The organism is Micromonospora chokoriensis (assembly GCF_000718555.1).
Classification (GTDB): Bacteria; Actinomycetota; Actinomycetes; order Mycobacteriales; family Micromonosporaceae; genus Micromonospora; species Micromonospora chokoriensis_B.
The window spans coordinates 106,784-133,276 of record NZ_JOAN01000005.1 but is presented as its reverse complement, the minus strand read 5'-3'; the positions used below and the strand labels follow the sequence as shown (position 1 = coordinate 133,276).

The following is a 26,493-nucleotide window of genomic DNA, read 5'->3' as shown; positions in this document are numbered from 1 at the left end:
ATAGGTGGATGTGGAACGAGCTGTCCGGGATCGCCGGATCGATGACGGGTCCACCTGCTCTGCTCGGCCGCCTGGCGTGGTCAGAGCCCTGCTGCGGCGTCATACCGGCGGCGCTGGTCGGCCAACTCCGCAGCGGTCAGCGCCTCCGCTTGCGCCAATGTCGCGTACTTGGCCGGGAACATCTCCCGTAGCCGGTCGATGAACATGACGTCGGCGGTCGCCTCGACGACCTGGATGCCCGGCGGGTTGGTGGACATGTCCATGATCAAGGGGCCGGCCAACTTGACCGCCACGTCCCAGGGGCGCTTCTGTTCGGCGACTCCACAGAGGTGGAAGCCGTAGACCTCCTGAACGTCGGCGAGTGCAGTGGCCTCCGCTGGCTCGTAGCCGTAGACGCGGACCCCGCAGATCACTGGCGGCTTCGCCGCCGCGTCCCCCTGCTGGGCGCTGTGCCCGGCGTGGTTGTGCTGTCCCGGGTCCACCTGTTCGAGCGTGGTCCGCATTCGGGCCACAATCTGCGCCTGCAGATCCGCCGGCTCCGCCTCCGGGTCGGCCCGATCGACCAGTACGACCGTGCCGGCCGACGTCGCCAGCAGGATCACCGCCACCCAGAGCAGGCGGTGGCGGTACCACCCCGCGAAACTCTCTCGGGAAATCATGATCGCTTCTCACCTCGTCGCCGGTTCTATTGCGCTGGCAGGCCGAATCGAATGCCCCCGGGCTGGTCAGGCGTCGAGCGTCGGCCGTCGGGGACGCGTGCCGGGGATGCGTGTGGCGAGCGAGAATGCCTGCCCGCCGTCGTGGCGATGGCCCGGCAATGGGGCATGCGAGCGTCTGCCAATGCGACGCGCCGCCCCTACGATGCTCCCGTGCTGGCCGTTCTCAGCGCGGTTGCCCCCGCGCTGCGGCGATATGAGCCATTCCAGCACGTCTGGGTCCACATTTGCAACATCGATGGGCGTCAGTGTCGGTTCGCCTCGGCCAGCACTTCCCTGCACGGTGGGGGAGAATCGATTCATGTTTGTCATCAGGGAGCGGTTCTTCTCGATCGGCGACGACTTCGACGTGCTCGACGAGCACGGTGCCAAGGTCTTCCACGTCGACGGCAAGGTGCTCAGCGTCCGCAACAAGGTCGTCATCGAGGATGCCTCCGGCCATGAGGTCGCCACGCTGCACCGGCACTTGGTGGCGCTGCGTCCCACGTACGAGATCCGGATCGGCGGCGAGAAGGCCGCAGAGGTCCGCAAGAATCTGCTCACGCCGTTCCGCGACAAGTTCACCATCGACGTGCCGGGGCCCGACGACCTGGAGATGAAGGGTGACCTGCTCGACCACGAGTACGTGATCGAACGCGACGGCACCGAGGTGGCCGCGGTCTCCAAGCGGTGGCTGACGATCCGGGACACCTACGCCGTGCAGGTCACTGCCGGCGTCGATCCGCTGCTCATCATCGGCAGCGTCCTCGCGCTCGACCTGGCCATGAATCGCGACAAGAACAAGAAGAAGGGCGACGAGGACTGACCTCCTGGGCAGCAGCGGTGCTGAGGGTTCGTTTCCCGCTGCCACGGCGGGATTGCCGAATCAGGGCCGCCAGGGCCCTGCGCCCCGAACAGCCGGTAACCAGGCTGGGCAGGGGCGGCCGGCCGCGTTACTGGCCGTGCGGCCGGATGTTGTGGTTGAGGTGGAATACGTTGTGCGGGTCCCAGATCGTCTTGAGTGCGGTGAGCCTGGCGAGCTTGGCGGCCGGGTATGCGCGGCGTACCCCGCGTTGCCCCTCGTCGGCGGCGAGCGAGTTGACGTAGACGCCGTCGGCGTACGGGTCGAGCGCGGATCCGGCGCTGCGAGCCGCTGCCATCCGAATGTCGTCTTCGGATGGCTCGGTCCAGCGGGAGCCGGCGCTGAACTCGAACGCGGTGCCGCGGTGGCTGAACGCCGCGTCGGCATCCGCGACGTCGGCGATGGCGCCGCCGTGCGCCTGCAGGCCGACGCCGGGCAGGTGGGCGCCGGTGTGCAGGTCCGACGCTCCGCGCAGCAGGAACGCCTCGATCGCGGCGGTGGGGAACTGCCGCAGGTAGTGCGCGCTGGAGTACCGGCGGTAGGCGTGAGCGCCGACGGTGTCGTCGCGTTGCTGCAGTTCCAGGTATGACGGGGTGGTGACCCGCTCAGCGACCGGGCGCCCGAGCGCCCGCATCGCCGGCAGCAACCGGTGACCCGGTGCCGGGTCGCCGACCCAGACGAAGCCGACGGTGGCGATAGGGCCCCTGGCCGTGCCGTGGACATCGGCGGTGAAGGTCGCCTGCCGCGGCGCGACGGCGTTGAGGTCCCGCCAGCCCTCGAGCACCGGTACGGCGTCCTCGGCGCGGAAATCGAACTCGGCGACCAGGGTCTGTGTTCCGGTGTGGTGCAGTTGGAACTCGAAGTCGGTGACGGTGCCGAAGTTGCCGCCCCCGCCGCGCAGGCCCCAGTAGAGGGCGGGGTTCTCGGTTCGGCTCGCGGTCACCACCTCCCCGTCCGCGGTGACCATCGTGTAGGAGACGACGTTGTCGCAGGCCAACCCGTGTTGGCGGGCGAGCCAGCCCATGCCGCCGCCGAGGGTCAGGCCGCCGACGCCGGTGTGCGAGACGTTACCCGCGGTCGTGGCGAGGCCGTATGGCTGCGACGCCCGGTCGAGTGCGCCGAGCAGCGCGCCGCCCTGGACCCGGGCGCGTCGCCGGATCGGGTCGACCCGAACGCCGTTCAACGGGGTCAGGTCGATCATCAGGCCGTTCGCGGGGACGGCGAGTCCGGCCACGTTGTGCCCACCGCAGCGCACCCCGATCTCTAGGTCAAGTTCGCGGGCCAGGCGTACCGCAGCCACCACGTCGGTGACGCTCGCCGCCTGCACGATCATTTGCGGGCGCCGGTCAATCATGGCGTTCCAGACGGTGCGGGCCGCGTCGTAACCCGGATCACCAGGGCTGAGGAGGCGGCCCTCGAAGCGGGGACTGGTCGTTGTCGTCATACGTCCGAGCCTGGCGGAAATCGGTACACCCGGTAAGGTCCGATCTCATGGGCCGAAGCAGGACCAATTCGAGCACTGCGGCGGACCTGCTCATCCATGTCGACCGGTCCGCGGCCGAACCGCTGCACCGGCAGATCGCCGCCTCGATCCGGGGCAGCATCCGGGCCGGCCGGTTGCGTCTTGGGACGTCTCTGCCGCCCACCCGCACCATCGCAGCCGATCTGGGAGTCTCACGCGGCGTCGTGGTCGAGGCATACCAGCAACTCATCGCCGAGGGGTACCTCACCAGTCGAGCGGGCGGCTACACCCAGGTCGCGGTCGAGCCGGTTCCGCCGTCGGCGGATCGGCGCGGCGGGGATCGGCCGGCGGCCCGGATCGACTTCGGGTACGGCCGCACCGACGTGTCGTCATTTCCCCGGGCCGCCTGGCTGCGTTCGGTGCGAACAGTCCTCACCACCACGCCGAATGAACGCTTCGCCTACCTCGACGGTCGTGGCGTACCCGAACTGCACACGGCCCTGATCGACTACCTCAGCCGGGTCCGCGGCACATCGGCCCGCCCGGAGAACGTCGTGATCTGCAGTGGCTATGGCCAAGGCGTCGCGCTGATACTCCAGGCGCTCGCGGCGCGCGGCGCGCGCAGGTTGGCCGTCGAGGACCCATCCGCAGACGACGACGCCCGCCGCGTCGCGGCCAGCGTCGGCCTGGACGTGATCGGCGTTCCGGTCGGGACGAACGGCATTCTCGTCGAGAAGCTCGAACAGACCGACGCGGACGCCGTCGTGCTGACGCCCTCGCACCAGTGGCCCACCGGCGGAGTCCTGTCGGCCACCGCGCGGGCCCGGGTCATCGGCTGGGCGCAGCGTCGCGGCGCCGTGGTGATCGAGGACGACTACGACGCGGAGTACCGCTATGACCGCTCGCCCGTCGGCGCGATGCAGGGGCTGGCACCCGACAGCGTCGTCTACTGCGGCACAGCGAGCAAGACCCTGGCGCCAGGGCTGCGCCTCGGGTGGCTGCTCGCGCCGTCACACCTGGTCGACGAAATCACGGCGGCCAAGGTACGGGCCGACCGCGGCTCTCCCGTCATCGACCAGCTCACCTTCGCCGACTTCCTTACCCGCGGCGAGTTCGACCGGCACCTACGGCGAATGCGCCCGGTCTACCGCCGCCGCCGCGACGCGCTCCTGGCCGCGCTGCGCGCACGGCTACCCGAACTGGAGCCGGTCGGTGTCGCGGCGGGCCAACACGTCGTGACCTGGCTCCCGGATGACCTCGACGAGGCGCTGGTCGTTGCGGCCGCCGCCCGGCGCGGACTGGTCGTGCAGGGCGTCTCCCGTTACCGGCTGAGCCCCGCCGGACCCGGCGGGCTGATTTTCGGCTATGCCAACCTGACCGAGCGTTCCATCAGCGACGGAGTGGAAGCCCTTGCCGGCGGGGTCGCAGAGGTCCGTGCGGAGGTCTGCCGCTGATGGTCGCGGTGCCCCCGTGGCACAGGAGGCGGGTGCTTGGCCCGTTGCCGTCGGCCGGATGCCTGCGGTTCTTCTCTTTCGTCTCGTGTGCTTGTCGCGTCTGCATTTTGCCGTTCGCATGTTGAAGATTGGCGTCAGGTGGCCAATTCTGTCGGTGGGAATCCAGTCATTTGTCGCCGTGGGAGCGCTTGCCGACGACTCGTCATGTGGGATGAGCGTCAGGGTCGAAGGCCAGGATGGAATATGACCGCTTCGGGCGATTCGATATAGGCGACCCCTTGATGATTGCCCAGGTGGCGGGCGATTTATTGGGTTTCATGGGCATCGTTCCGCGCTTCTGGCTACCAGTCATTTTCTGCGGCTTGTGGTGCGATGTCGGAAAGAACTGCATCTCCATGCCACGCGTTAAAAGGGAATTGGCCGCAGCTGTATGTTTCGACATTTGCCGGTGCTCCGGTATAGTGCGATCAATTCCTTTGACTGTGCCGGAAGGCGTCTGGTCTGCGTGATGACACCTGGGCTGGAAAGCGCATCATTGAGCCCGCGCTTCGTTGGGCGACGACCACAGTTGGTACGTATCGGGAGAGCCCAGGCCGCCGTGCTGAGCCGTGGCTGGCAAATGGTGTGCGAGGTGGTCGGAGAGCCGGGAATCGGCAAGACCCGGTTCGTCCGCGAGGCCCTTGCGCGGTGCGTCCCCACCGTCCCCTGGGCTGTCGGGACCTGCTCGCCGGATGAGCGAGGCGTCCCCTTCCATGTGTTTCGCCACGCCTTCACGGAGGGGCAGTCACTCCGACGCGGCGTGGGTGCCGGACGGCCCACCGGGGAGATCTGGGCGGAGTCCGTCGCCGCGGTGCCAGCGGCGCCGGCGCGGGCGTCGGACGCCCGGCGGTTCCGGACCTACCAGCTGGCCCGCCGGCTGATCGCCCTGGCCGCCCGGGACGGTCTGGTGTTGGTCCTCGACGACCTGCACTGGGCGGACGCCTCCTCCGTCGGTCTGATCGCCCACCTCCTGCGGTATCCGGTGCCCGCCCCGCTGCTGCTCGTGCTCGTCTACCGCCCGCAGCAGATGGCGACCCCGATGCCGTTCGGGCCACCAGATCCCGACGAGAACGCCGATGCGGAACCGACGTCACACGACCGGGTCGAACTCCGCCCGCTCAGCCTCGCTGAGGTCGCGCTCCTGCACCCCCACGTCGACCAGGCGCAGCTGCGCGCCCGGTACGACCTGACCGGCGGCAACCCCGGTTACCTGGCGGTGCTGCCGGGCGACCCCGCCTCGAACAGCGCGGACCCGATCCGTGAGGCACAGGGTGGCCGGCTGTCCGACGCGGCGGTGGCCGTGCTGCGCCGCGAGTGGACGGACCTGCCCCCCGTCGAGCTGGCCTGCCTGCGGGCCGGGGCGCTCGTCGATGCGCCCTTCACCGCGGACCTGCTCGCCGAGGTCGCGCAGGTCCCGACGTCACTGGCGGTCGAGGCCTGCTGGCGGTTGGCCCGGCTCGACCTGATCCGCCGCGTCCCCGGCACGGGACGCTTCGCCTTCCGGCACCCGGTGCTGCGGATGGCGGTCGCTCAGGACACCGACCCGGCGTGGCAGGTGAACGCGTGTGCGCGGGCGCTCACCGCGCTGGTCGATCTGGGTGCGCCGCCCGTGGAGCGGGCCCGCTACGCGGAGCGCCTGCTCGCCCTGCCGAACGGCGGCTGGGTCGACCGCTGCGTCAACGTGCTCTGCCGGGCCGCGCAGGAGGTCCGGCGCGAGACGCCGGACCTGGCCATCCGCTGGCTGCGGCTGGCGTTGCGTGCGCTGCGGCCGACGGCCGGGCTGACGCAACGTCGCCAGGACGTGTCGCTCGCGCTGGCCCAGATCACCGGGGAGGCGGGGGATCTGGCCGAGAGCCGGGCCCTGCTCCAGGAGATCGTGCCGCTGTTCCCCGCCGACCCACAGGGGCGGCGGGCGCAGGCAGTCGCTCTCTGGGCGCGCGTGGAACGTCTGCTCGGCAACTACGCGGAGGCAGCGGCCATCAGCCGACGGGAGCTGGCCACCCTGCCAGCCGGTGCCGGACCCGCCGGCGGCTACCGACTCGCCACCGAGATCGGCGTCGCCGGCATCATGGCCGGCCACCCCGTGACCGGGCTGCCCGACGTGCTCAGCGGAGATCTCGGCGGGTCCGGCGCGGACCGGGCCAGCCTGCTGGCCGTCCGTAGTCTGGCCGCCGCACACGACGGCGCACTCGACGACGCCCGGGGCCTGCTCGATGCCGGCGCCCGAATCGTCGACTCGCTGCCGGACCGGGACGTGCGGGACCACCCCGACTGCCTCACCGCCCTCGGCCTGAGCGAGTTGTACCTCGAACGGCAGGCCGACGCGGTGCGGCACCTCGACCGGGGGCTGACGCTCGTGCGTGCCGCACACCGCGACGACGGGCTGTGCCAGCTGCTGCTCGGTCGTTGTCAGGTGGCCTACCACGGCGGGCAGCTGAACACCGCCATCGGATTGGCCACCGAGGCGGGCATCGTCGCCCGGCGCATCGGCAGTCACCACCTGCTGAGCTTCGCCCTGGCGTTCGAGGCGGAGGCGACGGCGTGGCGTGGTGGCCTCCGGGACGACGACCGGGCGGTGGCGTTGGCCCGCAGCGCCGCCGGAATCGCCACCGACCTCGCCACCTGGTGCGGTCGTACCGCCGCGACGGCGCTGGCGACCGCGGCGCTGCTGTCGGGTGATCCGGCGACCTGTGCCGAACTGGTGTGCTCAGCCGGCGGCGACAGCCGGCTGAGCCGTCTCCAGACGTCGCTGCGGCCCAGGTGGTACGAGCTGCTCTGCGCCGCCGCGCTCGCCGCGGGTGAGGTGGCCGACGCCGAGCGGCAGGCGCGGCTGGCCTTGGCCGAGGCGGATCAGGTCGGTCTGCCCGGGCAGCGGGGCTTTGCCGAGTCGGCGTACGGCGAGGTGCTGCTCGCCCGCGGCGAGGTCGGGGCGGCGCTGCCGCACCTGGAGACCGCGGCCGACCTGTTCCGTGCCGGCGGGATGGTGCTACGGCGCAGCCTTGCCCTGGCCTCCCTGGCCCGGGCGGCCGAAGCCGCGGACCAGGTCGGCCTGGCGGCGCGGGCCCGCCGCCGGGCGCTGGAGTTGGCCGGGTGGTGCGGGACGGAACGGGTCGCCCTGCGGCTGGCCCGTCCGGTCGGCCCGCGCGAGGTCGCCGCCCTGACCGACCGGGAGTGGCACATCGCGCGGCTGGCGGCGACCGGGGCCACCAGCCGACTGATCGGGCGGCAGCTGAACATCAGCCCCCGCACCGTGGAGGCGCACCTGACCCGCCTCTACCGCAAGACGGGCGTCGCTTCCCGGTCGGGTCTGGCCGCCTGGGTCGCTCGGCTCGATGACACCGATCGATGACTGGGATCCAGGCCCGATGACGTCGTTCGGTGCAACGTCGACAGGCCGGGCAGCACGAGGCCGCGCCGCCACCGTCGTGGCCCGAGCGCCGCTCACATACTCGACTGCATCGGGCGCGATTCCCGTCAACCGGTGGTGGATGGAGGACGAGATGCTCGGCAGAAGATCCGTCAGGAGCCCGCGTACCCTCGCCGCGCCGGTGCCGGCGATGCCTTTTGCCGCCGCCGCGGTGGCGCTGCTCGTGCTGACCGGTTGTGGTGGCGAGCCGGTGGACGCGGCCACCCCGGCACCCCAGGGTCCGGCCACTTTCGGTCGGGATCGGGCCGCGCTCGTGCTCACCGCCTTCGACCAGGCCGACTCGGCCGCCTCGGTGGCCGGCGACGTCGAGGCGCTGCGGGCGCAGGAGGTGTCGCCCTCGCTGGACCTCAGCATCGCCGCAGTACGGAGGGCCGCGTACAACCAGCGTGTGCAACCGTCCTTCCAGCACATCAACCCGGTCTTCGCGGTGCCACCCGGCGAACCGGCCTGTTTCCTCGCCACGGCCACCCTCCGGCTGACCGGCTCGGAGTTGGCGCCCACGGACGTCAGCCAGTTCGTGCTCGGTGCCGACGGCCAGTGGAAGCTCAGCCACAACGTTCAAGTCATCCAACCTTCGCTAGTGGTCGCCCGGAGCATCGACGGCCGGCCGGCCACCGCGGGCGGCACCGCCCTGGACGAGACCAGCCGTCGGGCCCTCGCCGCCGAGGTGTTCGCCCGCAGCATCGGGTCCACGACGGGCAACCGGTCCCTCGTCGTGTCGAGCCCGCTGCTCGACGGCCAGTTCGCCGGCGGTTGGGAGGTCTACGGGCAGCAGCTCGCCAGCGTCGGCGGGGCGGTGCAGCGGACGATGGACCGGGCCGAGTGGTCCGACTGCGCCGTCGCGGTGCCGACCGGCACACTCACCTTTCTGACGATCCACGCCACCGACACGCTGCGCCCGGCGCCCGGCGGTCCGGCCACCGTCCGATTGGAGCCGCAGAGCCCGGACCTGATCGCCACCGGTCACCCCAAGGCGATCAGCGGAAAGTCGATCCGGGTGACCCGGGTGGAGACCTTCGTGCTGCTCGTGCCGGCACAGACCGTCGGCACATCGGTGCTGGGGCTCAACGACACCGCGCTGACCGTCACCGCCGGCTGACCCTGCCGCCGAGCGGGCACGGCGTCGGCAACGGCAGAAACCGGTGGCATCACTCGGATCGGACGCGCCGGACCGCGACGATGACAGCAGCCGTGATCGCCGGCGGGGCCGGCGGTGCCACGGTCCGGCCACGAAGCTCGGGAGGAACCCATGTGGCGTCCGCGCTTCCGATCGGACTACGTGCCGGTGCGGCTGCCTGACGGCCCGCTCGTGGTGCTGGGGGAGACCCGCAGCCTGCTCATCGACGATCCGGTCGCCGCGGACCTGGCCGACCAGCTCGACGGTGTCGAGCCGTTGGCCGACGTGGTGGCCCGGCTGGCCACCCGACATCCGGTCGCCGCCGTCGCCGCAGCCCTCGCCCGGCTGCGCGACCACGGCCTTCTGGTGAACGGTCCGGCGCACACCTCGGCAGCCGAGGCCGCCGGCTGGGACGCCCGGGGTGTGTCGCCCGACGCCGGGCGGCGGTGGATGGCCGGGGGAACGGTCACCATCGTGGACCTCGGGGCACCCCGGGTGGCCGAGACCGCCGACGCGCTGCGCGCCCTCGGCCTCGCCCCGACAGTGGTCGGGCCGGACGCGCCGGACCCCGGCCCGGGCACCGCCCAGGTGCTGGTGCTGCCGTCGTCGATGCTCGACCCCCGGCTGGCGCTGATCAACGACCGCCACCTGGCCGCCGGTCGTGCGTGGACGCTGGCCCGGCCGCACGGCAACGTCGTATTCCTCGGCCCGCACCTCGTGCCGGGCCGTACCGGCTGCTGGGCCTGCCTGCGGCAACGCTGGCAGGAGAACGAACAGGTGAACGCCTTCCTCGACGGGCAGGACCTGGCCGACTCGCTGCCGCAGCCCGGCCGCGCGGTCCTGCCCGGACTGGCCACCATGGCCGCCGGGCTGCTCGCCACCGAACTCGCCGTGCTCGCCGTACGGGGCACGTCGCCCCGCCTCACCGGCCGGATGCTCGCCCTGGACACCCGGGACCTGAGCACGGAGAGCCACCAACTGGTACGCCAGCCGCAGTGCCCCGCCTGCGGTGACCCGGACCTCGTCGGCAAGGCCGAGCCCCGGATCGACCTGCCACCGAGCGGCGCCCAGCCCAGTCGGGGCGGGGAGTCCCGCATCCGGGAACCCGCTGAGGCGTACGCCGCGCTCGTCCACCATGTCAGCAGGTATCTGGGCGTGGTGAGCCGGCTGACTCCGCTGGAGGCGACCGACAACGGCGTCACCCACACCTACTCGGCCGGGCACAACTTCGCCCAGCCCCGCCAGCTCGCCGCGCTGCGCCGCAATCTGCGCGGGCAGAGCGGCGGCAAGGGCCGGACCGACCTGCAGGCCCGGATGAGCGCGGTCGGGGAGGCGGTGGAACGCTACTGCGGGGTGTGGCGCGGCGACCGCCCGGTGCACCGGGCGACCTACCGGCAGCTCGGTCCGGACCGCGCGGTACACCTGCGGGAGCTGCTGCTCTTCTCGGAACGCCAGTACGCCGACCGGCACCGGCTCAACCGCGACCTGGGCCACCTGCACCGCATTCCCCGCCCGCTGCCCGACGACGTGGAGCTGGACTGGACCACGGGCTGGTCGCTGACCCGGCAGACACCGCGCGAGCTGCCCGCCGCGCACTGCTGGTACGGGCATCCGGAGCTGACCGGGTTGGGGGTGTGCTCGGCCGACTCGAATGGCTGCGCGGCCGGCGGCAACCTGTCCGAGGCGATCCTGCAGGGCTTCTGCGAACTCGTGGAGCGCGACAGCGTGGCCCTGTGGTGGTACCACCGATCCCGGATGCCCGGGGTGGACCTCGCCTCGTTCGGCGACCCGTGGACCGCCGCCTGCGTCGACCATCACGCCACCGCCCTGGGCCGCGAACTGTGGGCCCTCGACCTGACCGCCGACCTCGGCGTACCCACGTTCGCCGCGGTGTCCCGGCGGGTCGATCGAGGGCCGGAGGACGTCTTGGTCGGCTTCGGCGCGCACCTGGACGCGCGGGTCGCGCTGACCCGGGCGCTCACCGAGGTGAACCAGTTCCTGCCCGCCGTCGCCGGACCCACCTCCGCCCGCAACCGGTACGGCGTCGACGACCCGGACACCGCGCGTTGGTTCGGCACCGTCCGGGTGGCCGACCAGCCCTGGCTGACCCCGGATCCCACCCGGCCGCCGCGCACCACGGCGGACCACCCGCCGCTGAGCACCGGCGACGTCGGGGATGACGTGCGTCGTTGCGTACGCCGGGCGGAGCGGGCCGGCCTGGAGGTGATCGTCGTCGACCAGTCCCGTCCGGATGTCGACCTGGCGGTGGTGAAAGTCGTCGTACCGGGCCTGCGGCACTTCTGGCGTCGGCTCGGTCCCGGCCGGCTGTGGGACGTGCCGGCCCGCCTCGGTCGGGGCCCACTGGCCGTCGACGAGACGTCGGCCAATCCGCTGAACGTCTTCTTCTAGCGAGGGGTGCGCAGATGACCACCGTGGTGGACCCGGTCGGTCGGCGGTCGTCGTGAGCGGCTCCGTCGGCGGTCCGCCGATCCAGGAGTCGTACCGGCTGCGCCGTGACGCGGAGCTGCGGCTCGGCGAGGACGGCTCGCTGACGCTGCGGCAGACCCGCTTCCAGCTCACCCTGGAGCAACCGGGCATAGGACGGCGGGCGCTGCTGCTGCGGCTCGCCGCCGACTGGGTCAACGACGTCGAGGTCGGCCGGCTGATCAGCGGCCTGGAAGGGGAGAACCGGGTGTTGCCCGCGCAGTTGCTGCTGCGCCGGCTGCTCGCCCACTCCTGGCTGGAGCGCCGCGTTCAGGTCGACGATCGGCCGCTGCTCGACCTGGTGCCCACCGGCCTGGGTCGAGGCAGCCTGCCGGAGAGTCGCCTGCACGCCCCCGGGGTCCGCTACCGGCTCTCCCGTTTCGCCGCCCTCCAGCACGAGCGGGGCATGCTGGTGGCCGCATCACCGCTGAGCACCCTCGTTGTCGGCTGCGCCGACGCCGCCCTCGGCGCGGTACTGGCCGCCGCCGCGCCGGGCGTCGGACCCGAGACGGTGGCCCGCACGCTCGGCGTGCCGCCGGACGTCGCCGGACGGGTGCTCGACGAGCTGGCCACCGCCCGGATCCTGGTCACCGACGCCGAGTTCGAGGCGGAGTGCGACGACGCGCCGCTGGCCTACTGGTCGCCGGAGGAGCTGCGGCTGCACCACCGATCCCGGGCTGGCCGACACGCGCTGCCGGTGGGCGGCACCTACCGGATGCGGGGGAGCTTCACCCCGCAACCGCTGCGCCGTCCGTACGACGGGGGCCGGGCGATGGACTTGCCCCTGCCGGACCTGGCGACGATCGCCAAGGCGGATCCCGCGTTCAGCCAGGTCGTCACGGACCGGCGCAGCGTGCGCGAACACGACGACGCGGCGCCGCTGCCGCTGGAGCGGCTGGCGGAGTTTCTGCACCGCTCGCAGCACACCAGCGCCGTCGGCGAGGCCGGCGGGCAGGAGATCGGCCACCGGCCCTACCCGGGTGGCGGCGGCGTCTACGAGCTGGAGATCTACCCACTGGTCGCGCGCTGCGCCGGGCTCGACCCCGGGCTCTACCACTACGACGCCGTCGGGCACCGGCTGGAGCCGGTCGCCGGCTGGGGACCGGCCGCGGACCGGCTGCTGGCGTACGCCCGGGCGTCCGGCGCCCTGACTCGGCCGCCGCAGACGGTCCTGGTGGTCACCGCCCGGGTCCAGCGGCTTATGTGGAAGTACGAAGGGATGAGCTACGCCATGATTCTCAAGGACGCGGGTGTGCTGACCCAGCAGATGTACCTCGTCGCCACCGCCATGGGGCTGGCGCCGTGCGCCCTCGGCGCCGGGGACTCCCAGGCCTTCGCCGAGTTGTCCGGGATCGACCCGCTGGTCGAGCCGAGCGTGGCCGACTTCCTGCTCGGCTCGCGCCGCGCCACCGGCCCGGCCGCGGCGCAGGGCCGGCCATGAAGTTCCGGCGGCAGGCGCTGCGCCAGTTGGAGGCGCCCGAGCAACTGGACCGGGCGGTCCGGCTGACCACGGTGCCGAACTGGTTGGCCACCACCGCGCTGGTCATCGTCGTCGTCGCCGCGGGTGTCTGGTCGGTGCGCACGGTGGTGCCCCGGACCGTCGAGGCGGCCGGGGTGCTGATCCACTCGAACGGGATCTCGGCCCTCGACGCGCTCGACAGCGGCCAGGTCACCAAGGTGTGGGCGGCACCGCACCAGCGGGTGCCGAAGGGCACCCCCCTTTACAGCCTGCGCACGGCGGACGGCAAGGTGCGGGTGGAGACCGCGCCGGGTGACGCGTACGTCGTCGCCTGGCTGGTCTCGGAGGGCGAGATCGTCACCCCGGGCACGCACCTGGCCGACCTGGAACGGCTCGACACCGCCGGGGACGCGTTGCAGGCGGTCGTCTACGCCCCCGCGGTCGCCGCCCCGCTGCTGCAACCCGGCGTGTCCGTCGAGGTGGCCGCCGCGGCTGCGCCGCGCAACGTGTTCGGCACCCTGGCCGGCCAGGTGACCACGGTCGGCGCCTTCCCGGAGACCGAGGCGTCACTGCGCGCCTTCCTGGGCACCGGGCCGGACGTCCGGCGGCTGCTCGCCCGCGGCAGCGTGGTGCGGGTGACGGTCGCCCTGGAGCCCGACCCGGCCGCCCCGGGCGGCCTGCGCTGGACCAAGTCTCCGCCACCGTTCCAGCTCAACTCGGCAAGCGAGGTCACCGCCTGGTTCACGGTGGACCGGGAACACCCGATCGACTGGTTGCTGCGGCGATGAGCGCGCCGACGGCCGCCGTCAGCGGCGCTCCGGAGCTGCCCAGGATCCGGCGCCGACGGGTCCGTACGCCCACCCTCATCCAGATGGAGGCGGTGGAGTGCGGCGCCGCCGCGCTGGGGATCCTGCTCGCGCACCACGGCCGGCACGTACCCCTGGAGGAGTTGCGCCGGGTGTGCGGCGTCAGCCGGGACGGCTCCACCGCGGCCACCGTGCTCAAGGGCGCCCGCCGCTACGGCATGGTGGCCAAGGGCTTCCAGATGGACCTGGCCGGCCTGGCCACCGTGGCCCTGCCGGCAGTGCTGTTCTGGCGGTTCGAGCACTTCGTGGTGCTGGAGGGGCTCGGCCGCAAGGTCTTCATCAACGATCCGGCCACCGGCCCCCGCGCGGTCAGCTGGGAGGAGTTCGACGGCGCCTTCACCGGCATCGTGCTCACCATGCAGCCGGGCCCGGAGTTCCGGCCCGGCGGCACCCGCTACCGGCTGGTGCGAGCGCTGGCCGAGCGGTGGCGCGGCCCGGGCTCGGCGATCGCGCAGATGCTGCTGCTGGGCCTGCTGATCGCCGTGGTCGGTCTGACCATCCCGGTGATGGCCAAGGTCTTCGTCGACCGGGTGCTGCTGCAGGAGGATCGGGCCGCGTTCGCCGGCCTGGTGGCGGCGGTGGCGGTGGCCACCGTGCTGACCTTCCTGGCCAGCCTGCTTCAGCAACGCCTGACCGTACGCGCGGAGACGGCGCTCGCCCTCGCCAGCGCCGCCCGGTTCTTCCGACATCTGTTGCGGCTGCCGCCGACCTTCTTCGACCAGCGGCAGGCCGCCGACCTCAGCCAGCGGGTCCGCGGCAACGAGGTGGTCGCCGAGGTGCTCACCCGCCGGACGGCCACCACCGTGGTGGACACCGGCCTGGTGTTGGCGTACGGGGCTCTGCTCTGCCACTACGACCTGCTGCTCGGGCTGTGCGCGGTGCTCCTCGCCGGGCTGAACGTCAGCGTGCTGCGCTATGTCGCCTCGACCCGGTCCACCGCTGTCGCCGGTCTTCAGGCAGACCGCAGCAAGCTGGTGACCACCGTGTACACCACGGTCCAGATGATCGAGACGGTGAAGGCCGGCGGCGAGGAGGAACGTGCCGTGGCCCGGTTCGCGGCACGCCACGCCACCGTCGCCACCCGTCAGCAACGGCTCGGGGTGCCCACCGCGGTGCTCTCCGTCCTGCCGGCGCTGCTCGCCTCGGGGACCACCGCGGTGCTGCTGGGATTGGGCAGCCGGCAGGTCCTGGCGGAGGCGATGAGCGTCGGTGTGCTGGTCGGCATGCAGAGCCTCGCCGCCGCGATGAACCGCCCGCTGGGCAACCTGACCGCGCTGGGCTCCCGGTTGCAGGACATGAGCGCCGACCTCAACCGGCTGCGTGACGTCGAGCGGTACCCGCTGCCGTCGGCCCAGGACCGACCCGCCCGCCCGATGAGCCCGATGGAGGGGCACCTGCGCATCGAGGAGGTCACCTTCGGCTACAACCCGCTGGGCCGTCCACTGCTGGAGAACTTCAGCCTCGACCTGCCACCGGGTGCCCGGGTGGCGCTCGTCGGGCGGTCCGGCAGTGGCAAGTCGACGGTCGGCCGGCTGGTCGCCGGGCTCTACCGTCCCTGGACCGGACGGGTCACCGTGGACGGACTTGAGCGGGCCGCAGCCGACGACGGGCTCTGGGCGGCCACCGTCGCCATGGTGGACCAGGACCAACGGCTGTTCGAGGGGACGGTCCGGGACAACGTCACCATGTGGGACCTCACGGTCGCCGATGAGGACGTCGTCACCGCGCTGACCGACGCGTGCCTCTACGACGAGGTCGCGGCCCGTCCGGGTGGCCTCGGCAGTCCGGTGCGGGAGAACGCCCGCAACTTCTCCGGCGGGCAGCGGCAACGGCTGGAGATCGCCCGAGCGCTCGTGCGCAATCCCCGGGTGCTGGTGCTGGACGAGGCCACCAGCGCGCTGGACGCCGAGACCGAGCGCCGGATCGACAGGCACCTGCGCCGGCGGGGGGCGACCTGCCTGATCGTGGCCCACCGCCTGTCCACCGTCCGCGACTGCGACCTGATCGTCGTGCTGGACGGCGGTCGGGAGGTGGAGCGCGGCACCCACGAGCAGTTGGTTGCCCAGGACGGGGCGTACGCGCGCCTGGTCCGGGACCACTGACCACGACGATCCGAGGAGACGCTGATGAGTGGCGCGGTGGAGGATCCCCCGGCCGGCGGCCTGATCGGTTTCTGCGCGGACGGCGTACGCCAGGTCTGTCGCCTGGACGGCCCGGCGGCCGGCTGGCTGGTGACCGGCGGCGAGGCCGACCTGTTCGCGGTGCGCCGGGCCGGGATGAGCCCTTCGCGTCGTCACCATGTGGCCCGGCTGCCCGCGGGTGGCCTGGTGCCGACGTCCACCGCGATCGGTGCGTGGCAGTTGATCCTGGTGCCGCTGCCCGGCACGGAGCTGCGCGGGCTGTCCCGGCGTCACCTGTCCTTGCTGGAGCGGCATGTTCGGCTCGGCATCGTGGCCGACGAGGGGGCGTCGCTGCGGGCGCGGACCGCCGCGACGGAGCTGGTCGCGGGGGTGGACCTGGTGCTGGTCACCATCGCCGACGCGCTACGCAGCGGGCAGGCGCCCCGGGAGGCGTCCACCCTGTCCGGACGGGAGATCATTTCGCTGGCGCAGGGAAGCGCCCTCACCTCCACCAGCGGCGCGTGGTGGCTGCGCAGCGCCGGTGGACAACTGCGACGCAACGACGGTGGCCCGGCGGAGATGTCGGGGGAGCGGGAGCTGCTGCTGGTTGCCGAGCGGGATTGGGTGGTGGCCGAGTCGCCATGCGCGGTGGAGAGCCACGGCAGCTGGGACCTGCTGCTCAACGGTCAGCTCCGGTCGGCCGTCGATCAGCATGTGGCCCGGCTGTTGCGGATGGTGGAGACCCGGATCGAGGAGGCCGACGCGGCGTTGCTGAGCGCCGTGCAGCGGCGCCGGGAGACCGACGCGGCGGTGCTCGCCGCGGCGGCCCGCCGGTCGATCGGGGTGATCGGCGCGGGCGGCGCGGTTCCGGTTCCGGACCGCGAGGCTGGCTTCGACCGGTATGGGCGGGCGGCCTCGGTGGTCCGGGTGGTCACCGAGGGGATGGGCAGCCCCATCAACGAGCCGGCCGACCGCAGCCGCGCGCCACTGGACGACCGGGCGGCGGTGCACGCGGTGACCCGAGCGTCCAGCCTGTTCTTGCGTGAGGTGCGGCTGCCTGACCGTTGGTGGCGGCGGGACCTGGGGCCGTTGGTGGGGTGGCGGGCCGGCGATGACCCGGAGCACGCCGTCGCGGTGCCGCTGGTGTTCCGCCGAGGCCGCTACCACCACGTCGACCCGGACACCCGGGCGTACGCGCCGATCGACGCGAGCGTGGCCGCGATGTTCGGTGCTGAGGCGACCGAGGTGCAGGCGCCGCTGCCGTCGACCGCTCGGATGCGCCACCTGCTGCGGGCCGGGCTGGTCGGTGCGTCCCGCGACGTGCGTGGGCTGCTGTTCGCCGCCACCTGCGTGGCACTGCTGGGCCTGGGCGTGCCGCTGGCCACCGGCGAGGTGCTCGGCCAACTGGCCCGCCAGGGCGAGGTGAACGGCCTGGGCGGCTTCGTCGCGCTGATGCTCAGCGCCGCGGTGGTCGCGGGGCTGGTGGGTGTGGTGCAGAACCTGCGTCTGCTGCGGTTGGACGGTCGGATGCAGTCCGGCGCGCAGCTGGCGATCTGGGACCGGCTGATGCGGCTACCGGCCCGGTTCTTCGCCGGTCGCAGCAGCGGCGAGATCGCCAACTCGATGTTGGGGATCTCGTTCGTCGGTGAGGCGCTGAGCGCGCTGCTGCCGCAGCTCGTCGCGGCGGCCGCGACCGTCGCGGTGACCCTCGGCATGCTCCTGGTGGTCGAGCCCGTGCTCGGACTGTGGGGTGCGGGGATCGTCGCCGTCACCATGCTGACCTTCGGCGCGTTCGCCGTGCTGATCGTCCGTCAGCAACGGTCCGCGCTGCCGGCCGAGCACCGGGCGGCGGCGATGACCAACCAACTGCTCGGCGGCATCGTCAAAATCAAATTGGCGGCCGCCGAAACCCGCGCCCACGCGCGCTGGTCGGAGGTGGCCGCGACGGCCCGAGCGGCGCTGCAACGGGTCCGGCAGAGTCAGGCGGGCCTGGTCGCCTTCGGCACCGTGCTGCCGGTCGCCGGCCAACTGGTCCTGTTCGCCGTGCTGATGGGGCCGCTGGCCGGCCGGGTCGCGCCGGCCGACTTCTTCATCCTCAACGTCGGTTTCGCGATGCTGCTCGGCGCGTTGCTGGTGCTGGTGTCGGCCGGGGTCGAAGTGATCGCGGCGGTGCCCCGGCTGGGCAGCCTGCGGGAGATCCTGCGCGCCGACCCCGAGGCGCGGCCGGACCGGGTCGACCCGGGCGAGTTGCGCGGCGAGATCGCGCTGCACCGGCTCACATTCGCCTACCAGCCGGACGAGCCACCGGTGCTCATCGACATCGACCTGCACGTCCGCCCGGGTGAGTTCGTCGCCATCGTCGGACCGAGTGGCTGCGGAAAATCCACGCTGCTCCGGTTGCTGCTCGGCTTTGAACGCCAGCAGCAGGGCGCAGTGCTCTATGACGGCCAGGACCTCTCCGAACTCGACGTACACGCGGTCCGTAGGCAGTGTGGAGTGGTCTTGCAGGATGGTCAGCTCTTCGCCGGCTCGGTACGCGACAACATCTGCGGCGCCGGCAGCTTCCCACTCGACCAGGTCTGGGAGGCGGCGCGGATGGCCGGCCTCGCCGATGACCTGGAGGCGCTGCCGATGGGGATGAGCACGATGGTGCCGTTCGGCGGCGGGACGCTCTCCGTCGGGCAGCGGCAGAGGGTGCTGATCGCCCGCGCGCTGGCCCCGCTACCCCGGATCATCTTCCTCGACGAGGCGACGAGCGCTCTGGACAACCGGACCCAGGACGTGGTCAGCCGGAGCACCGCGGCCCTGGCCGCGACCCGGGTGGTCATCGCCCACCGGTTGTCCACGGTCCGTGCGGCGGACACCATCGTGGTCCTCGAAGCGGGGCGGATCGTCCAGCGGGGCACCTTCGACGAGTTGATGGACCACCCGGAAGGGCTGTTCCACCGGTTGGCGCGGCGGCAACTGCTCACCGAGCCGGAACCCTCTGACGCCGTGCCGCAGAGCCGACAGGCGGACGGGCAGCCCGCGACAGGCTGACGACCCCGGTCAGCCGTTGTCGATGACCGTGCTGTCCTCCAGGCACACGTCCGCGTCGAGGTGGTTCTCCAGCAGCTCGGCGATGTGCGCCTCCGACTGGTTCTCCACGGCGAGCCGGAACGCCTCGGTGAGCACGTTGACCACGCCCTGCGTCAGCAACAGCGTTTCCCGGTCGAGGTCGGCCCAGGACGACCGGGCGCCGCTGCGTACCAGCTCCGGAGCGAGGGTCAGCAGCCGGGCGGTGACGGCGGCGACCAGCTCGTCGGCCACCGGCCGGAGGCTGTCCAGCACCTCGCTGAGGGTCTGCAGAGCCGGCACCGTGCCCACTCGTACCCGATGCAGGTCCAGGGCAGCGCGCAGCGGGCGTGGCCGGACGGTGCGGACGGTGCCGTCGGTGGTCCGGCCGATCACGCCGTGCCGGGTCAGCGCGTGGGCCAGCGCGGGACGGTCGGCGGTCAGGCGTTGCAGCATCGCGGTAAGCCCGTCGGGCGCCTCGTCGCTGGCCCGCACACCGAGCATCGCCTCGATGGACACCAGGTTGAAGCCCTGTCGTTGCAGGGCGAGAATCGCGTCGAGTCGGCGGACGTGGGAGTCGTCGTAGAGTGCGGCCCGACCGTGCCGCACCGGCGGGGGCAGCAGCCGCCGGGCCTGGTGGGCCCGGATGTTGCGCGGCGACATCCCCACCTTGCGGGCGAGCTCGTCCACGCTGTACCCCACTGGGGCGCCCGGCGTCGTCGTCACCTCGTCGATGGTCACGGTGGCCTCCGGCAGCACTCGGTGACGGAACACGGCAACCCCGTCGAACCGCTGTCACGCTGTGCGGTCCGCCGATCGCAGCGTAGGTGTGGGCACCGGGCGGGTAAAAGGCGAGGAATTACTACTTGTCCACAGTGGTGACAATCATTAGGATCACCATCCGCCGCAAGTCGCTGATTCCCAATTACCCGGCTTTCGCCGCAGCGCGACCTTTTCGCGGCCACATTCGATGAAATTCCCGCGCTCCGGGCAGACCGGATCCACCGGTGACCCACGATGAAGCGAAACCGGCGGCGGGGGAACCTCCCGCGCTGCCTGTCGCCGCCATCGGCGGCCGACCATCGAAGGGAGCAGGGTGTGACACCTGTCGATCGAGCGGTCTTCGTGGCCGCGTACAGCCGGCTGGTCGCCGACGTCTGGGCCGACCCGACCAAGGAGCAGGCGCTCGACCGGGACCCGCGGGGGTTCCTCGCCGGCTACGGGCTTCAACTGTCCGAGGATGTGCAGGTCCGGGTGGTCCGGGACGTCGCCGACGCCGATCCGGATCTAGAGGTGCAGGTCGAGTCCTGGCAGCAGGCCGGCACCAGGGGCACCTTCGTGCTCTTCGTGCCGTCGCTGCTACCGGTGGCTCAGGCGGAACTGGCCGAGGACGAGCTGGACAGCGTCGTCGCCGGCCTGGACGCCAGCTGTGCCTGCTGCTGCCCGTGCTGCTGCACCTGACACCGAAGTCGGCCGCCCATTAGCTAGCGCGGCAGATTCTGATGGCAGTCACACGGAATTGTTGATTGTCGAAGCTCGATCTTCGTAGCGTTCTCGCCACACCGCTCAACCGCCCGTCTCGCAGCGATCCCGAGGAAAGGACCGAACGATGAGCAACGACGAACAGGAATATGGCGCGAGGTTCGTGACCAAGTACTCGGAACTGGTCACCGCCGTATGGCGCAGCGACGACGAGCTGCAGCGCCTCCTCGCCGACCCGACCGGCTACGCGACGGCGGCCGGCCTGCCGGTCGCCGCCGGCTCCCGGGTCGAGGTCGACCGCGCCCAGCCCGCCACGCTCTACACCAAGGACCAGATCGTCGCCGACTGGGCCGGCACGCCCGGCCTGCACGTGCTGCACGTGCCCGAGGTGCCGCTGGTCGACCTCAACGAGCTGACCGAGGCCGAGTTGGAGACGGTCGCCGGCGGCGTCGCCCCGATCGCCGACAACAACGTCAACATCATCGCCGTCCTCATCCTCTGAGTTCCCCACCCCTCGCCGGGAGCCTCGATGACTGACACGACCGAGACCATCGCGTTCCGATCCGGCACCTACCGGACGGCCACCGTGGAGCAGACCTGGGAGCGGATCGGGGGCCTGCTCGACCGGTTCCGGATCACCCGGGTCGCCGACATCACCCGGCTCGACGAGATCGGCCTACCGGTGCACGTCGCCTACCGGCCGGTCGGAGCCACCATGGCGGTGAGCGTCGGCACCGGCGCCACGACGACGCAGGCCCGGGTCAGCGCGGTCATGGAGAGCATCGAGTCCTGGCATGCCGAGAACCTCCGGCCGGGGACCGTCGTCCGGTCCCCGGCGGAGGCGCTCGACCTGCCGTACGACGTCCGGTGGCTGCACCTGGCGGAACGGTCACCCCTGACGCCCTCCGTCGAGCTGGACTGGGTGGCCGGCCGTGGGCTGGTGACCGGTGCGGATTGCCTGGTGCCCCGCGCCACCATCGAACTCGACTTCACCATCCGGCGTGGCTGGGACCGCGCCCTGTTCACACCCAGCAGCAACGGGCTGGCCACCGGGAACACCTTCGCCGAGGCCAGCCTGCACGCCCTGCTGGAGGTCGTCGAGCGCGACTGCATCGCCCCGTACTGCACCTCATCGTTGGCCGAGCGCACCTACGCCGACCCGGGCACCGCCACCAACGTGATGACCCGCACGGTGCACGAGGCGCTGCTGCGGGCCGGTTGCTGGGTGGAGGTCTGCGACATCACCAACGCGGTCGACGTACCCTGCTACGCCGCCTCGATCTGGTCGGAGGACCTGCCGGTCACCTTCGGCGGCTTCGGCTGCCACGTCGACCCGGAGATCGCCGTCGGTCGGGCCATGGCGGAGGCCGCGCAATCGCGGCTGGTCATGGTCTCCGGTGCCCGGGACGACATCGACGCCACCGCCTACCACGATGTCGGCGCACCGCCGGTGCCGCCTCCCACCGTCGACCGGCCCGTCCGGCCGGTCCGCCGGGATGCGCCACCGGTGGGGGACGTGTCCCAGGTGCTGCGCGAGCTGGCGTCGCGGGTGCAGCGGGTCACCGGTGTCGAGCCGTTCAGCGTCGACCTGACGCACGACGACATCGGCATTGCGGTGAGCAAGGTGTTCGCCCCCGGCCTGCGGATGTTCGACGAGCGGGCCCTGAGTACCCGACCGGGAGTGCCCCGTGACTGACGTCGTCTTCATAGGTCCGAGCCTCCCGGCCGACGAGGTCGCTCGGCTGCTGCCCGACGCGGTGGTGCTGCCACCCGTCGCGCACGGCGACCTGCTCCGCCTGGACGTCGCCCCCGGCGACCGGGTCCTCGTCATCGACGGGTTCTTCCTGCAACACCCGCCGGTCCGCCACCGGGAGATTCTCGACCTGCTCGACCGTGGCGTGACCGTGGCCGGCGCCGCCAGCATGGGCGCGCTGCGCGCCGCCGAGCTGTGGCCGTTCGGCATGCGGGGCGTGGGCGAGGTGTTCCAGCTCTACCGCGACGGGGTCGTCACGGGCGACGACGAGGTGGCCGTCGTGCACGGGCCCGCCGAGGAAGGCCACCGCGCCTTGAGTGTCCCGCTGGTGAACATCCGGGTCGCGCTGCGCCGCGCCGTCGCGGCCGGTGTGCTCAGCGACGCCGAGGCTGCGCTGCTGCTGGACATCGGCCGGGACCTGCCCTTCCGGCGGCGGTCGTACCAGGCCTTGGAGCGCAGCGCGCCACCCGAGGCGGCGGCCGTGGTGGGCCGGTTCCTGACCTGGCACCGGCGGGACCCCTGCGACGCCAAGGGCGCCGACGCCCGGATGCTGCTGTCGATGGCGGCGGACAACGCCCCCGAGCTGTGCCCGGCGCACACCGGCGACCAGCCACTCGACAATCTGCACACCCGCTTTCTCGACAGTTGGCGCGCACGGTTCGCCGGAGAGTCGGTCGGCGGGCACTGGGCCAGCGACCGGGAGGCCGCCGCCGTGCTGATGCTGCTGCATCCAGAGTCGGCGACCTGGCACCGGCGGGGGGTGCTGGCCGGGCTGGCCGAGGTCGACATCGACGACCCGATGGTCGAGGAGCGCGCCAGCGAGGTGGCCCGCCGGCGAGGGCTGACCGGTGCGCCGCCGAGCGGGTGGGACTGGCTGACCGACCGGGAACGAGGTCTCGACGACCACGAGGCGGTGCTGCGGGTGTTGGTGCGGGCGTTCGGCACCACGCCGTACCGCAGCCTGGCTCTGTGGATGGTCGCGGCGCCGCTGCGTACCCCCGCGATGCTCACCGCGGCACGGCAGGTCGCGGCGACAGCGGCGTCGCTGAACGAGACGCTCGTCCCGCGTAGAACGGGGCATCGCCGCCCGGGTGCTCGGCTGCACTTCCGCACCGAGATCGTCGACGCGTGCTTCGCGAGGCTGTGGGGCTGTGCCGCCGACGGGCTGGAAGCGGCGGCGTGGGACCGGGGCTTCGTCGACCTTGCGGCGTTCCGGTACGCCGCCGAACCGCTTGTCGCGTACGTCAAGGCGTTCGGTGCCCCGCGACTGCCCGCGGTGGGCACGCGCACGCAGGAGGACACCCTGGCCGGTTCCGCGGCCCGGGTCGGCTGAGGAGGAGTCGATGAGCGGCACGGTGAAGGCAGCACTGATCTACCCCCCGCTGACCGATCCCACCTCGGGATACCACTCCCTGAACTACCTCGATTCGTACGCCCGGGCACAGGGGCACCGGCCGGCGGAGATCATCGACGCCAACATCGAGGCGTTCCACCACTCGTACACCCCGTCGGCGTACGAGTGGCTTCGGCGGGAGCTGTCCCAGCTCTCGATCGACGACCTCAGCGGCCCGGACGCGCTGATGGCCCGGGCGAACCAGCTCGGCCTGCCCGACCCCGATCCGGAGCGGCTGCGCCGGTCGATCGGGGTGCTGCAGGATCCGACCCTGTTCTACGACTACCGGCACTACCAGGACGCCGTCGAGGGCGTGATCTCCTGGATGGACGCGCTCGGCACGGTCGGATTCCCCGGGCAGTTCCACGCCGGCTTCCGGCTCCACCCACCACCGATGATCTCGATCGGCTCGGTCGCCGCGCTGACCGACGAGGCGCTGCTCGCCCGGCTCAACCGACCCTTCCTGCCGTACTACGAGGACGTGCTGATCCCACGGCTGGCCGCCGGCGGGAACCAGGTGATCGGCATCAGCGTCACCTACCAGTGGCAGCTGCCCTTCGCGCTCTGGATCGCCCGACTCGTGCGGCGGGCCTGCCCGGACGTCTTCCTGATCGCCGGTGGCACCGAGATCTCCGACGTCTGGAAGTGCGCCAGCAAACCCGAGTACGTCTTCCAGGTGCTGGCCGACTTCGACGCGATAGTGGTCGGCGAGGGGGAGAGCGCGTACACGGACATCCTGGACGCGGTGCAGACCGGCACCCTGCCGGCCGGGCACCCCAACGTCCGGCTGCACCCCAAATACGGCCGCCAGCGTCAACTGCCCCTGCGCTATGAACGCCTGGCGCAGGTGCCGGTCCCGGACTTCTCCGGCCTGCCCTGGGACCTCTACCTCAGCCCGGAGCGGTTCGTCTACTATTCGCCGACCCGAGGCTGCTACTGGAACAAGTGCACGTTCTGCGACTACGGACTGAACACCGACGGCCCCACCAGTCCATGGCGGCAGGACACGGTGGGCACCATGATCGCGGACGTCACCGAGCTGTCGAAGTTCGCCAAGTTCATCTACTTCTCGGTCGACGTGCTCGCCCCCGCGACCATCCTGCGCTTCGCCGAGCAGGTCGTCGAGCGCGGGCTGGACTTCCGCTGGGGTGCCGAGATCCGGCTGGAGAAGTACTGGTCCGACGAGCGCTGCGACTTGCTGAGGCGCAGCGGCTGCGTGGCCATCTCGGTCGGCTTCGAGTCCGGTAACCAGCGCGTCCTCGATCTGATCGACAAGGGTACGAAGCCGGAGCAGGCACGACGCACCATGATGGCGATGACCAAGGCGAACATCGGTGTGCAGATGATGGGCTTCACCGGTTTCCCCACCGAGACCCGCGAAGAGGCGCTGGACAGCGTCAATTTCCTGCGGGACAACCCGGACCTGTGGACCCTCGGCGGGCTCGGCGACTTCATGCTGACCCCGGGCGCCATCGTCGCCAAGGAGCCGGACCGGTTCGGCATCACCAACGTGCGGCCGGTGGAGGGATCGGACATCGTCCGGATGCTCAAGTACGACGAGCCGGTCACCGAGGCGGCGCAGGCCGAGGTCGCCCAGGCCAAGGCCGGCCTGAACCCCGGGCATTACCACCGCCCGTGGCTGGGCGCCACCGACACCCCGCACACGTTCTTCTACCACGACCGGTACGGCACCGCGGTGCGCGGCGTCCTCGCCCACGACCGGGTACGCCACGACACCGACGACCAGACCGAGTTCCTCGCCAACGGCTCCTTCGTGGACCGCGACGACGAGCAGGTCTGGGAGGCGTACCGGCGGATCCGCTCCGACGAGCAGGAGGGCGTCCCGGGCGACCTGCCGGCGGACCGGCACCTGTTCCGCCGGGTCGACGGCCAGGTGTTCGCCCTCAACCGCAGCAGCCGGCTGTTCCTGGATCTCTTCAGCGCGCCGCTCACCCTCGCCGAGGCGCAGCGTCGGCTCTGGATCGTCGAACCGACCGTCGCGGACCGGGTCTGGCGGACCTTCATCGGGCAGCGGCTGATCCGCCGGCATCGGCTCCCGGCCGAGCCGGCGCGGTGACCCGACCGCCCGGCGGGGTACGAGACTCTGCCGCGTCCCACACGCGTGAGAACGGTGCAGCCGCACGCGTGGTACGCGACCGTCGGCCCGAGATCGCGCCGATGACAGCCGCTGCGGTCAGCTCAACGTGAACGACACCTCGTCGACGTCGAAGGCTGTGACGCCGTTCCCGGCCGTCTCGCTGGCGACGAAGCTGACCGTCGCGGTGCGCTGGATCGTCGCCGTGCCGGTCGACATGCTGTATTGCCGCCACTGCGAGCCGCCGTCGAAGGCCAGCGAGAACCTCGTCTTCGGGAGTATCCCGGTGGCCGCCAGCCCGACGTTCAGGTAGTCGCCGCGGCTGGTCTCCGTGGTGGTGGTCCGGACCCAGAAACGGACCGTCAGGTCGCAGTCGGCCGGCACGGTGACGGTGGTGCGCAGCAGGTCGGTCCGCGTCACGTCGAGCCCCGCGAAGGCGGCGTACGCGCTGCCGGTGTGTGCTGGCCGGGTCGCGTCACCGAGCACGATGATGCGGGGTCCGGCAGTCCAGCCGGTGGTGCCGTGTTCGAACCCCGGGTTCGGGTGGATCTGCCCGGTGCAGGGTGCCTCAGCCGCTGCCCGGCCGGGGGATGCGCCGCCCGTGACCAGGAGCATTAGGGCCGCGGCCATCGCGGTGGTGACGAAGGCCTTCATTAGTCCTCCCGATGTCACTGCATTCGCGCTTGTCTATGTTTACTGACCATGCGCCGTGGACGTCGGCTCGTCAAGCC

At 71.8% G+C, this 26,493-nt stretch carries 18 protein-coding genes; 14 read left to right on the top strand and 4 right to left on the bottom strand.

Going from position 1 to position 26,493, the window contains the following annotated elements; all coding sequences use genetic code 11:
* Positions 1 to 80: 80 nt before the first annotated feature.
* Positions 81 to 659: a hypothetical protein gene (locus IF46_RS0109255; RefSeq protein WP_030487884.1), complete on the bottom strand. Its 579-nt coding sequence runs from the start codon at positions 657 to 659 to the stop codon at positions 81 to 83.
* Positions 660 to 954: 295 nt separating this feature from the next.
* Here IF46_RS0109255 and IF46_RS0109250 point away from each other — a divergent pair, with 295 nt between their 5' ends.
* Positions 955 to 1,521, top strand: coding sequence for an LURP-one-related family protein (locus tag IF46_RS0109250; protein ID WP_269638602.1), 567 nt, complete (start codon positions 955 to 957; stop codon positions 1,519 to 1,521).
* 127 nt (positions 1,522 to 1,648) lie between these two features.
* On the opposite strand, the gene IF46_RS0109245 is transcribed toward IF46_RS0109250, so the two are convergent.
* A complete protein-coding gene (locus IF46_RS0109245) occupies positions 1,649 to 3,001 on the bottom strand; it encodes an FAD-binding oxidoreductase (protein WP_030487882.1) in 1,353 nt (450 codons plus the stop codon).
* Positions 3,002 to 3,048: 47 nt separating this feature from the next.
* On the opposite strand from IF46_RS0109245, the gene IF46_RS0109240 reads away from it, so the two are divergent.
* From IF46_RS0109240 to IF46_RS34735, 8 genes are all read left to right on the top strand, one after another.
* Complete coding sequence (locus IF46_RS0109240; protein WP_030487881.1) at positions 3,049 to 4,473, top strand: PLP-dependent aminotransferase family protein; 1,425 nt, start codon at positions 3,049 to 3,051, stop codon at positions 4,471 to 4,473.
* 430 nt (positions 4,474 to 4,903) lie between these two features.
* Complete coding sequence (locus tag IF46_RS0109235; protein WP_084597838.1) at positions 4,904 to 7,861, top strand: ATP-binding protein; 2,958 nt, start codon at positions 4,904 to 4,906, stop codon at positions 7,859 to 7,861.
* Between the two features lie 151 nt (positions 7,862 to 8,012).
* Positions 8,013 to 9,038 carry a hypothetical protein gene (locus tag IF46_RS0109230; RefSeq protein WP_157562790.1) on the top strand — a complete coding sequence of 342 codons (1,026 nt, stop codon included), beginning with the start codon at positions 8,013 to 8,015 and terminating at the stop codon, positions 9,036 to 9,038.
* A gap of 150 nt (positions 9,039 to 9,188) precedes the next feature.
* Entirely contained in the window at positions 9,189 to 11,465 is a 2,277-nt protein-coding gene (locus IF46_RS0109225) for a TOMM precursor leader peptide-binding protein (RefSeq protein ID WP_051723785.1), read from the top strand.
* 52 nt (positions 11,466 to 11,517) lie between these two features.
* Entirely contained in the window at positions 11,518 to 12,981 is a 1,464-nt protein-coding gene (locus tag IF46_RS0109220; RefSeq protein ID WP_051723784.1) for a SagB/ThcOx family dehydrogenase, read from the top strand.
* Entirely contained in the window at positions 12,978 to 13,787 is an 810-nt protein-coding gene (locus tag IF46_RS0109215) for an HlyD family efflux transporter periplasmic adaptor subunit (protein ID WP_030487876.1), read from the top strand. Before IF46_RS0109220 ends, IF46_RS0109215 begins: the two co-directional genes overlap by 4 nt.
* A complete protein-coding gene (locus IF46_RS0109210; RefSeq protein WP_030487875.1) occupies positions 13,784 to 15,967 on the top strand; it encodes an NHLP family bacteriocin export ABC transporter peptidase/permease/ATPase subunit in 2,184 nt (727 codons plus the stop codon). The genes IF46_RS0109215 and IF46_RS0109210 overlap by 4 nt, the downstream gene beginning before the upstream one ends.
* Positions 15,968 to 15,991: 24 nt before the next feature.
* Positions 15,992 to 19,024, top strand: coding sequence for an ATP-binding cassette domain-containing protein (locus IF46_RS34735; RefSeq protein WP_198041402.1), 3,033 nt, complete (start codon positions 15,992 to 15,994; stop codon positions 19,022 to 19,024).
* Positions 19,025 to 19,033: 9 nt separating this feature from the next.
* On the opposite strand, the gene IF46_RS0109200 is transcribed toward IF46_RS34735, so the two are convergent.
* Positions 19,034 to 19,813, bottom strand: a complete 780-nt coding sequence (locus IF46_RS0109200; RefSeq protein ID WP_157562787.1) for a MerR family transcriptional regulator — start codon at positions 19,811 to 19,813, stop codon at positions 19,034 to 19,036.
* 324 nt (positions 19,814 to 20,137) lie between these two features.
* Between IF46_RS0109200 and IF46_RS0109195 the strand changes: the two genes are divergently transcribed.
* From IF46_RS0109195 to IF46_RS35495, 5 genes are all read left to right on the top strand, one after another.
* On the top strand, positions 20,138 to 20,500 hold the full coding sequence (locus IF46_RS0109195; RefSeq protein WP_030487872.1) for a hypothetical protein: 363 nt from the start codon (positions 20,138 to 20,140) through the stop codon (positions 20,498 to 20,500).
* A 148-nt stretch (positions 20,501 to 20,648) separates the two neighbouring features.
* Positions 20,649 to 21,023, top strand: a complete 375-nt coding sequence (locus IF46_RS0109190; protein WP_030487871.1) for a class IIb bacteriocin, lactobin A/cerein 7B family — start codon at positions 20,649 to 20,651, stop codon at positions 21,021 to 21,023.
* Between the two features lie 27 nt (positions 21,024 to 21,050).
* Positions 21,051 to 22,217: a YcaO-like family protein gene (locus IF46_RS0109185; RefSeq protein ID WP_030487870.1), complete on the top strand. Its 1,167-nt coding sequence runs from the start codon at positions 21,051 to 21,053 to the stop codon at positions 22,215 to 22,217.
* Positions 22,210 to 23,607, top strand: coding sequence for a TfuA-like protein (locus IF46_RS33185; RefSeq protein WP_051723782.1), 1,398 nt, complete (start codon positions 22,210 to 22,212; stop codon positions 23,605 to 23,607). The genes IF46_RS0109185 and IF46_RS33185 overlap by 8 nt, the downstream gene beginning before the upstream one ends.
* Before the next feature lie 10 nt (positions 23,608 to 23,617).
* Positions 23,618 to 25,744 (top strand): B12-binding domain-containing radical SAM protein, encoded by a 2,127-nt coding sequence (locus IF46_RS35495; RefSeq protein ID WP_051723781.1) that lies wholly within the window; start codon positions 23,618 to 23,620, stop codon positions 25,742 to 25,744.
* 117 nt (positions 25,745 to 25,861) lie between these two features.
* On the opposite strand, the gene IF46_RS0109170 is transcribed toward IF46_RS35495, so the two are convergent.
* A complete protein-coding gene (locus IF46_RS0109170; RefSeq protein ID WP_030487867.1) occupies positions 25,862 to 26,416 on the bottom strand; it encodes a hypothetical protein in 555 nt (184 codons plus the stop codon).
* Between the last annotated feature and the right edge of the window lie 77 nt (positions 26,417 to 26,493).

Coding starts and splice junctions, on each gene's coding strand:
- IF46_RS0109255 (WP_030487884.1), bottom strand. CDS start 659: ATGATTTCCCGAGAGAGTTTCGCGGGGTGGTACCGCCACCGCCTGCTC.
- IF46_RS0109250 (WP_269638602.1), top strand. CDS start 955: ATGGGCGTCAGTGTCGGTTCGCCTCGGCCAGCACTTCCCTGCACGGTG.
- IF46_RS0109245 (WP_030487882.1), bottom strand. CDS start 3,001: ATGACGACAACGACCAGTCCCCGCTTCGAGGGCCGCCTCCTCAGCCCT.
- IF46_RS0109240 (WP_030487881.1), top strand. CDS start 3,049: ATGGGCCGAAGCAGGACCAATTCGAGCACTGCGGCGGACCTGCTCATC.
- IF46_RS0109235 (WP_084597838.1), top strand. CDS start 4,904: ATGTTTCGACATTTGCCGGTGCTCCGGTATAGTGCGATCAATTCCTTT.
- IF46_RS0109230 (WP_157562790.1), top strand. CDS start 8,013: ATGCTCGGCAGAAGATCCGTCAGGAGCCCGCGTACCCTCGCCGCGCCG.
- IF46_RS0109225 (WP_051723785.1), top strand. CDS start 9,189: ATGTGGCGTCCGCGCTTCCGATCGGACTACGTGCCGGTGCGGCTGCCT.
- IF46_RS0109215 (WP_030487876.1), top strand. CDS start 12,978: ATGAAGTTCCGGCGGCAGGCGCTGCGCCAGTTGGAGGCGCCCGAGCAA.
- IF46_RS0109210 (WP_030487875.1), top strand. CDS start 13,784: ATGAGCGCGCCGACGGCCGCCGTCAGCGGCGCTCCGGAGCTGCCCAGG.
- IF46_RS34735 (WP_198041402.1), top strand. CDS start 15,992: ATGAGTGGCGCGGTGGAGGATCCCCCGGCCGGCGGCCTGATCGGTTTC.
- IF46_RS0109190 (WP_030487871.1), top strand. CDS start 20,649: ATGAGCAACGACGAACAGGAATATGGCGCGAGGTTCGTGACCAAGTAC.
- IF46_RS0109185 (WP_030487870.1), top strand. CDS start 21,051: ATGACTGACACGACCGAGACCATCGCGTTCCGATCCGGCACCTACCGG.
- IF46_RS35495 (WP_051723781.1), top strand. CDS start 23,618: ATGAGCGGCACGGTGAAGGCAGCACTGATCTACCCCCCGCTGACCGAT.
- IF46_RS0109170 (WP_030487867.1), bottom strand. CDS start 26,416: ATGAAGGCCTTCGTCACCACCGCGATGGCCGCGGCCCTAATGCTCCTG.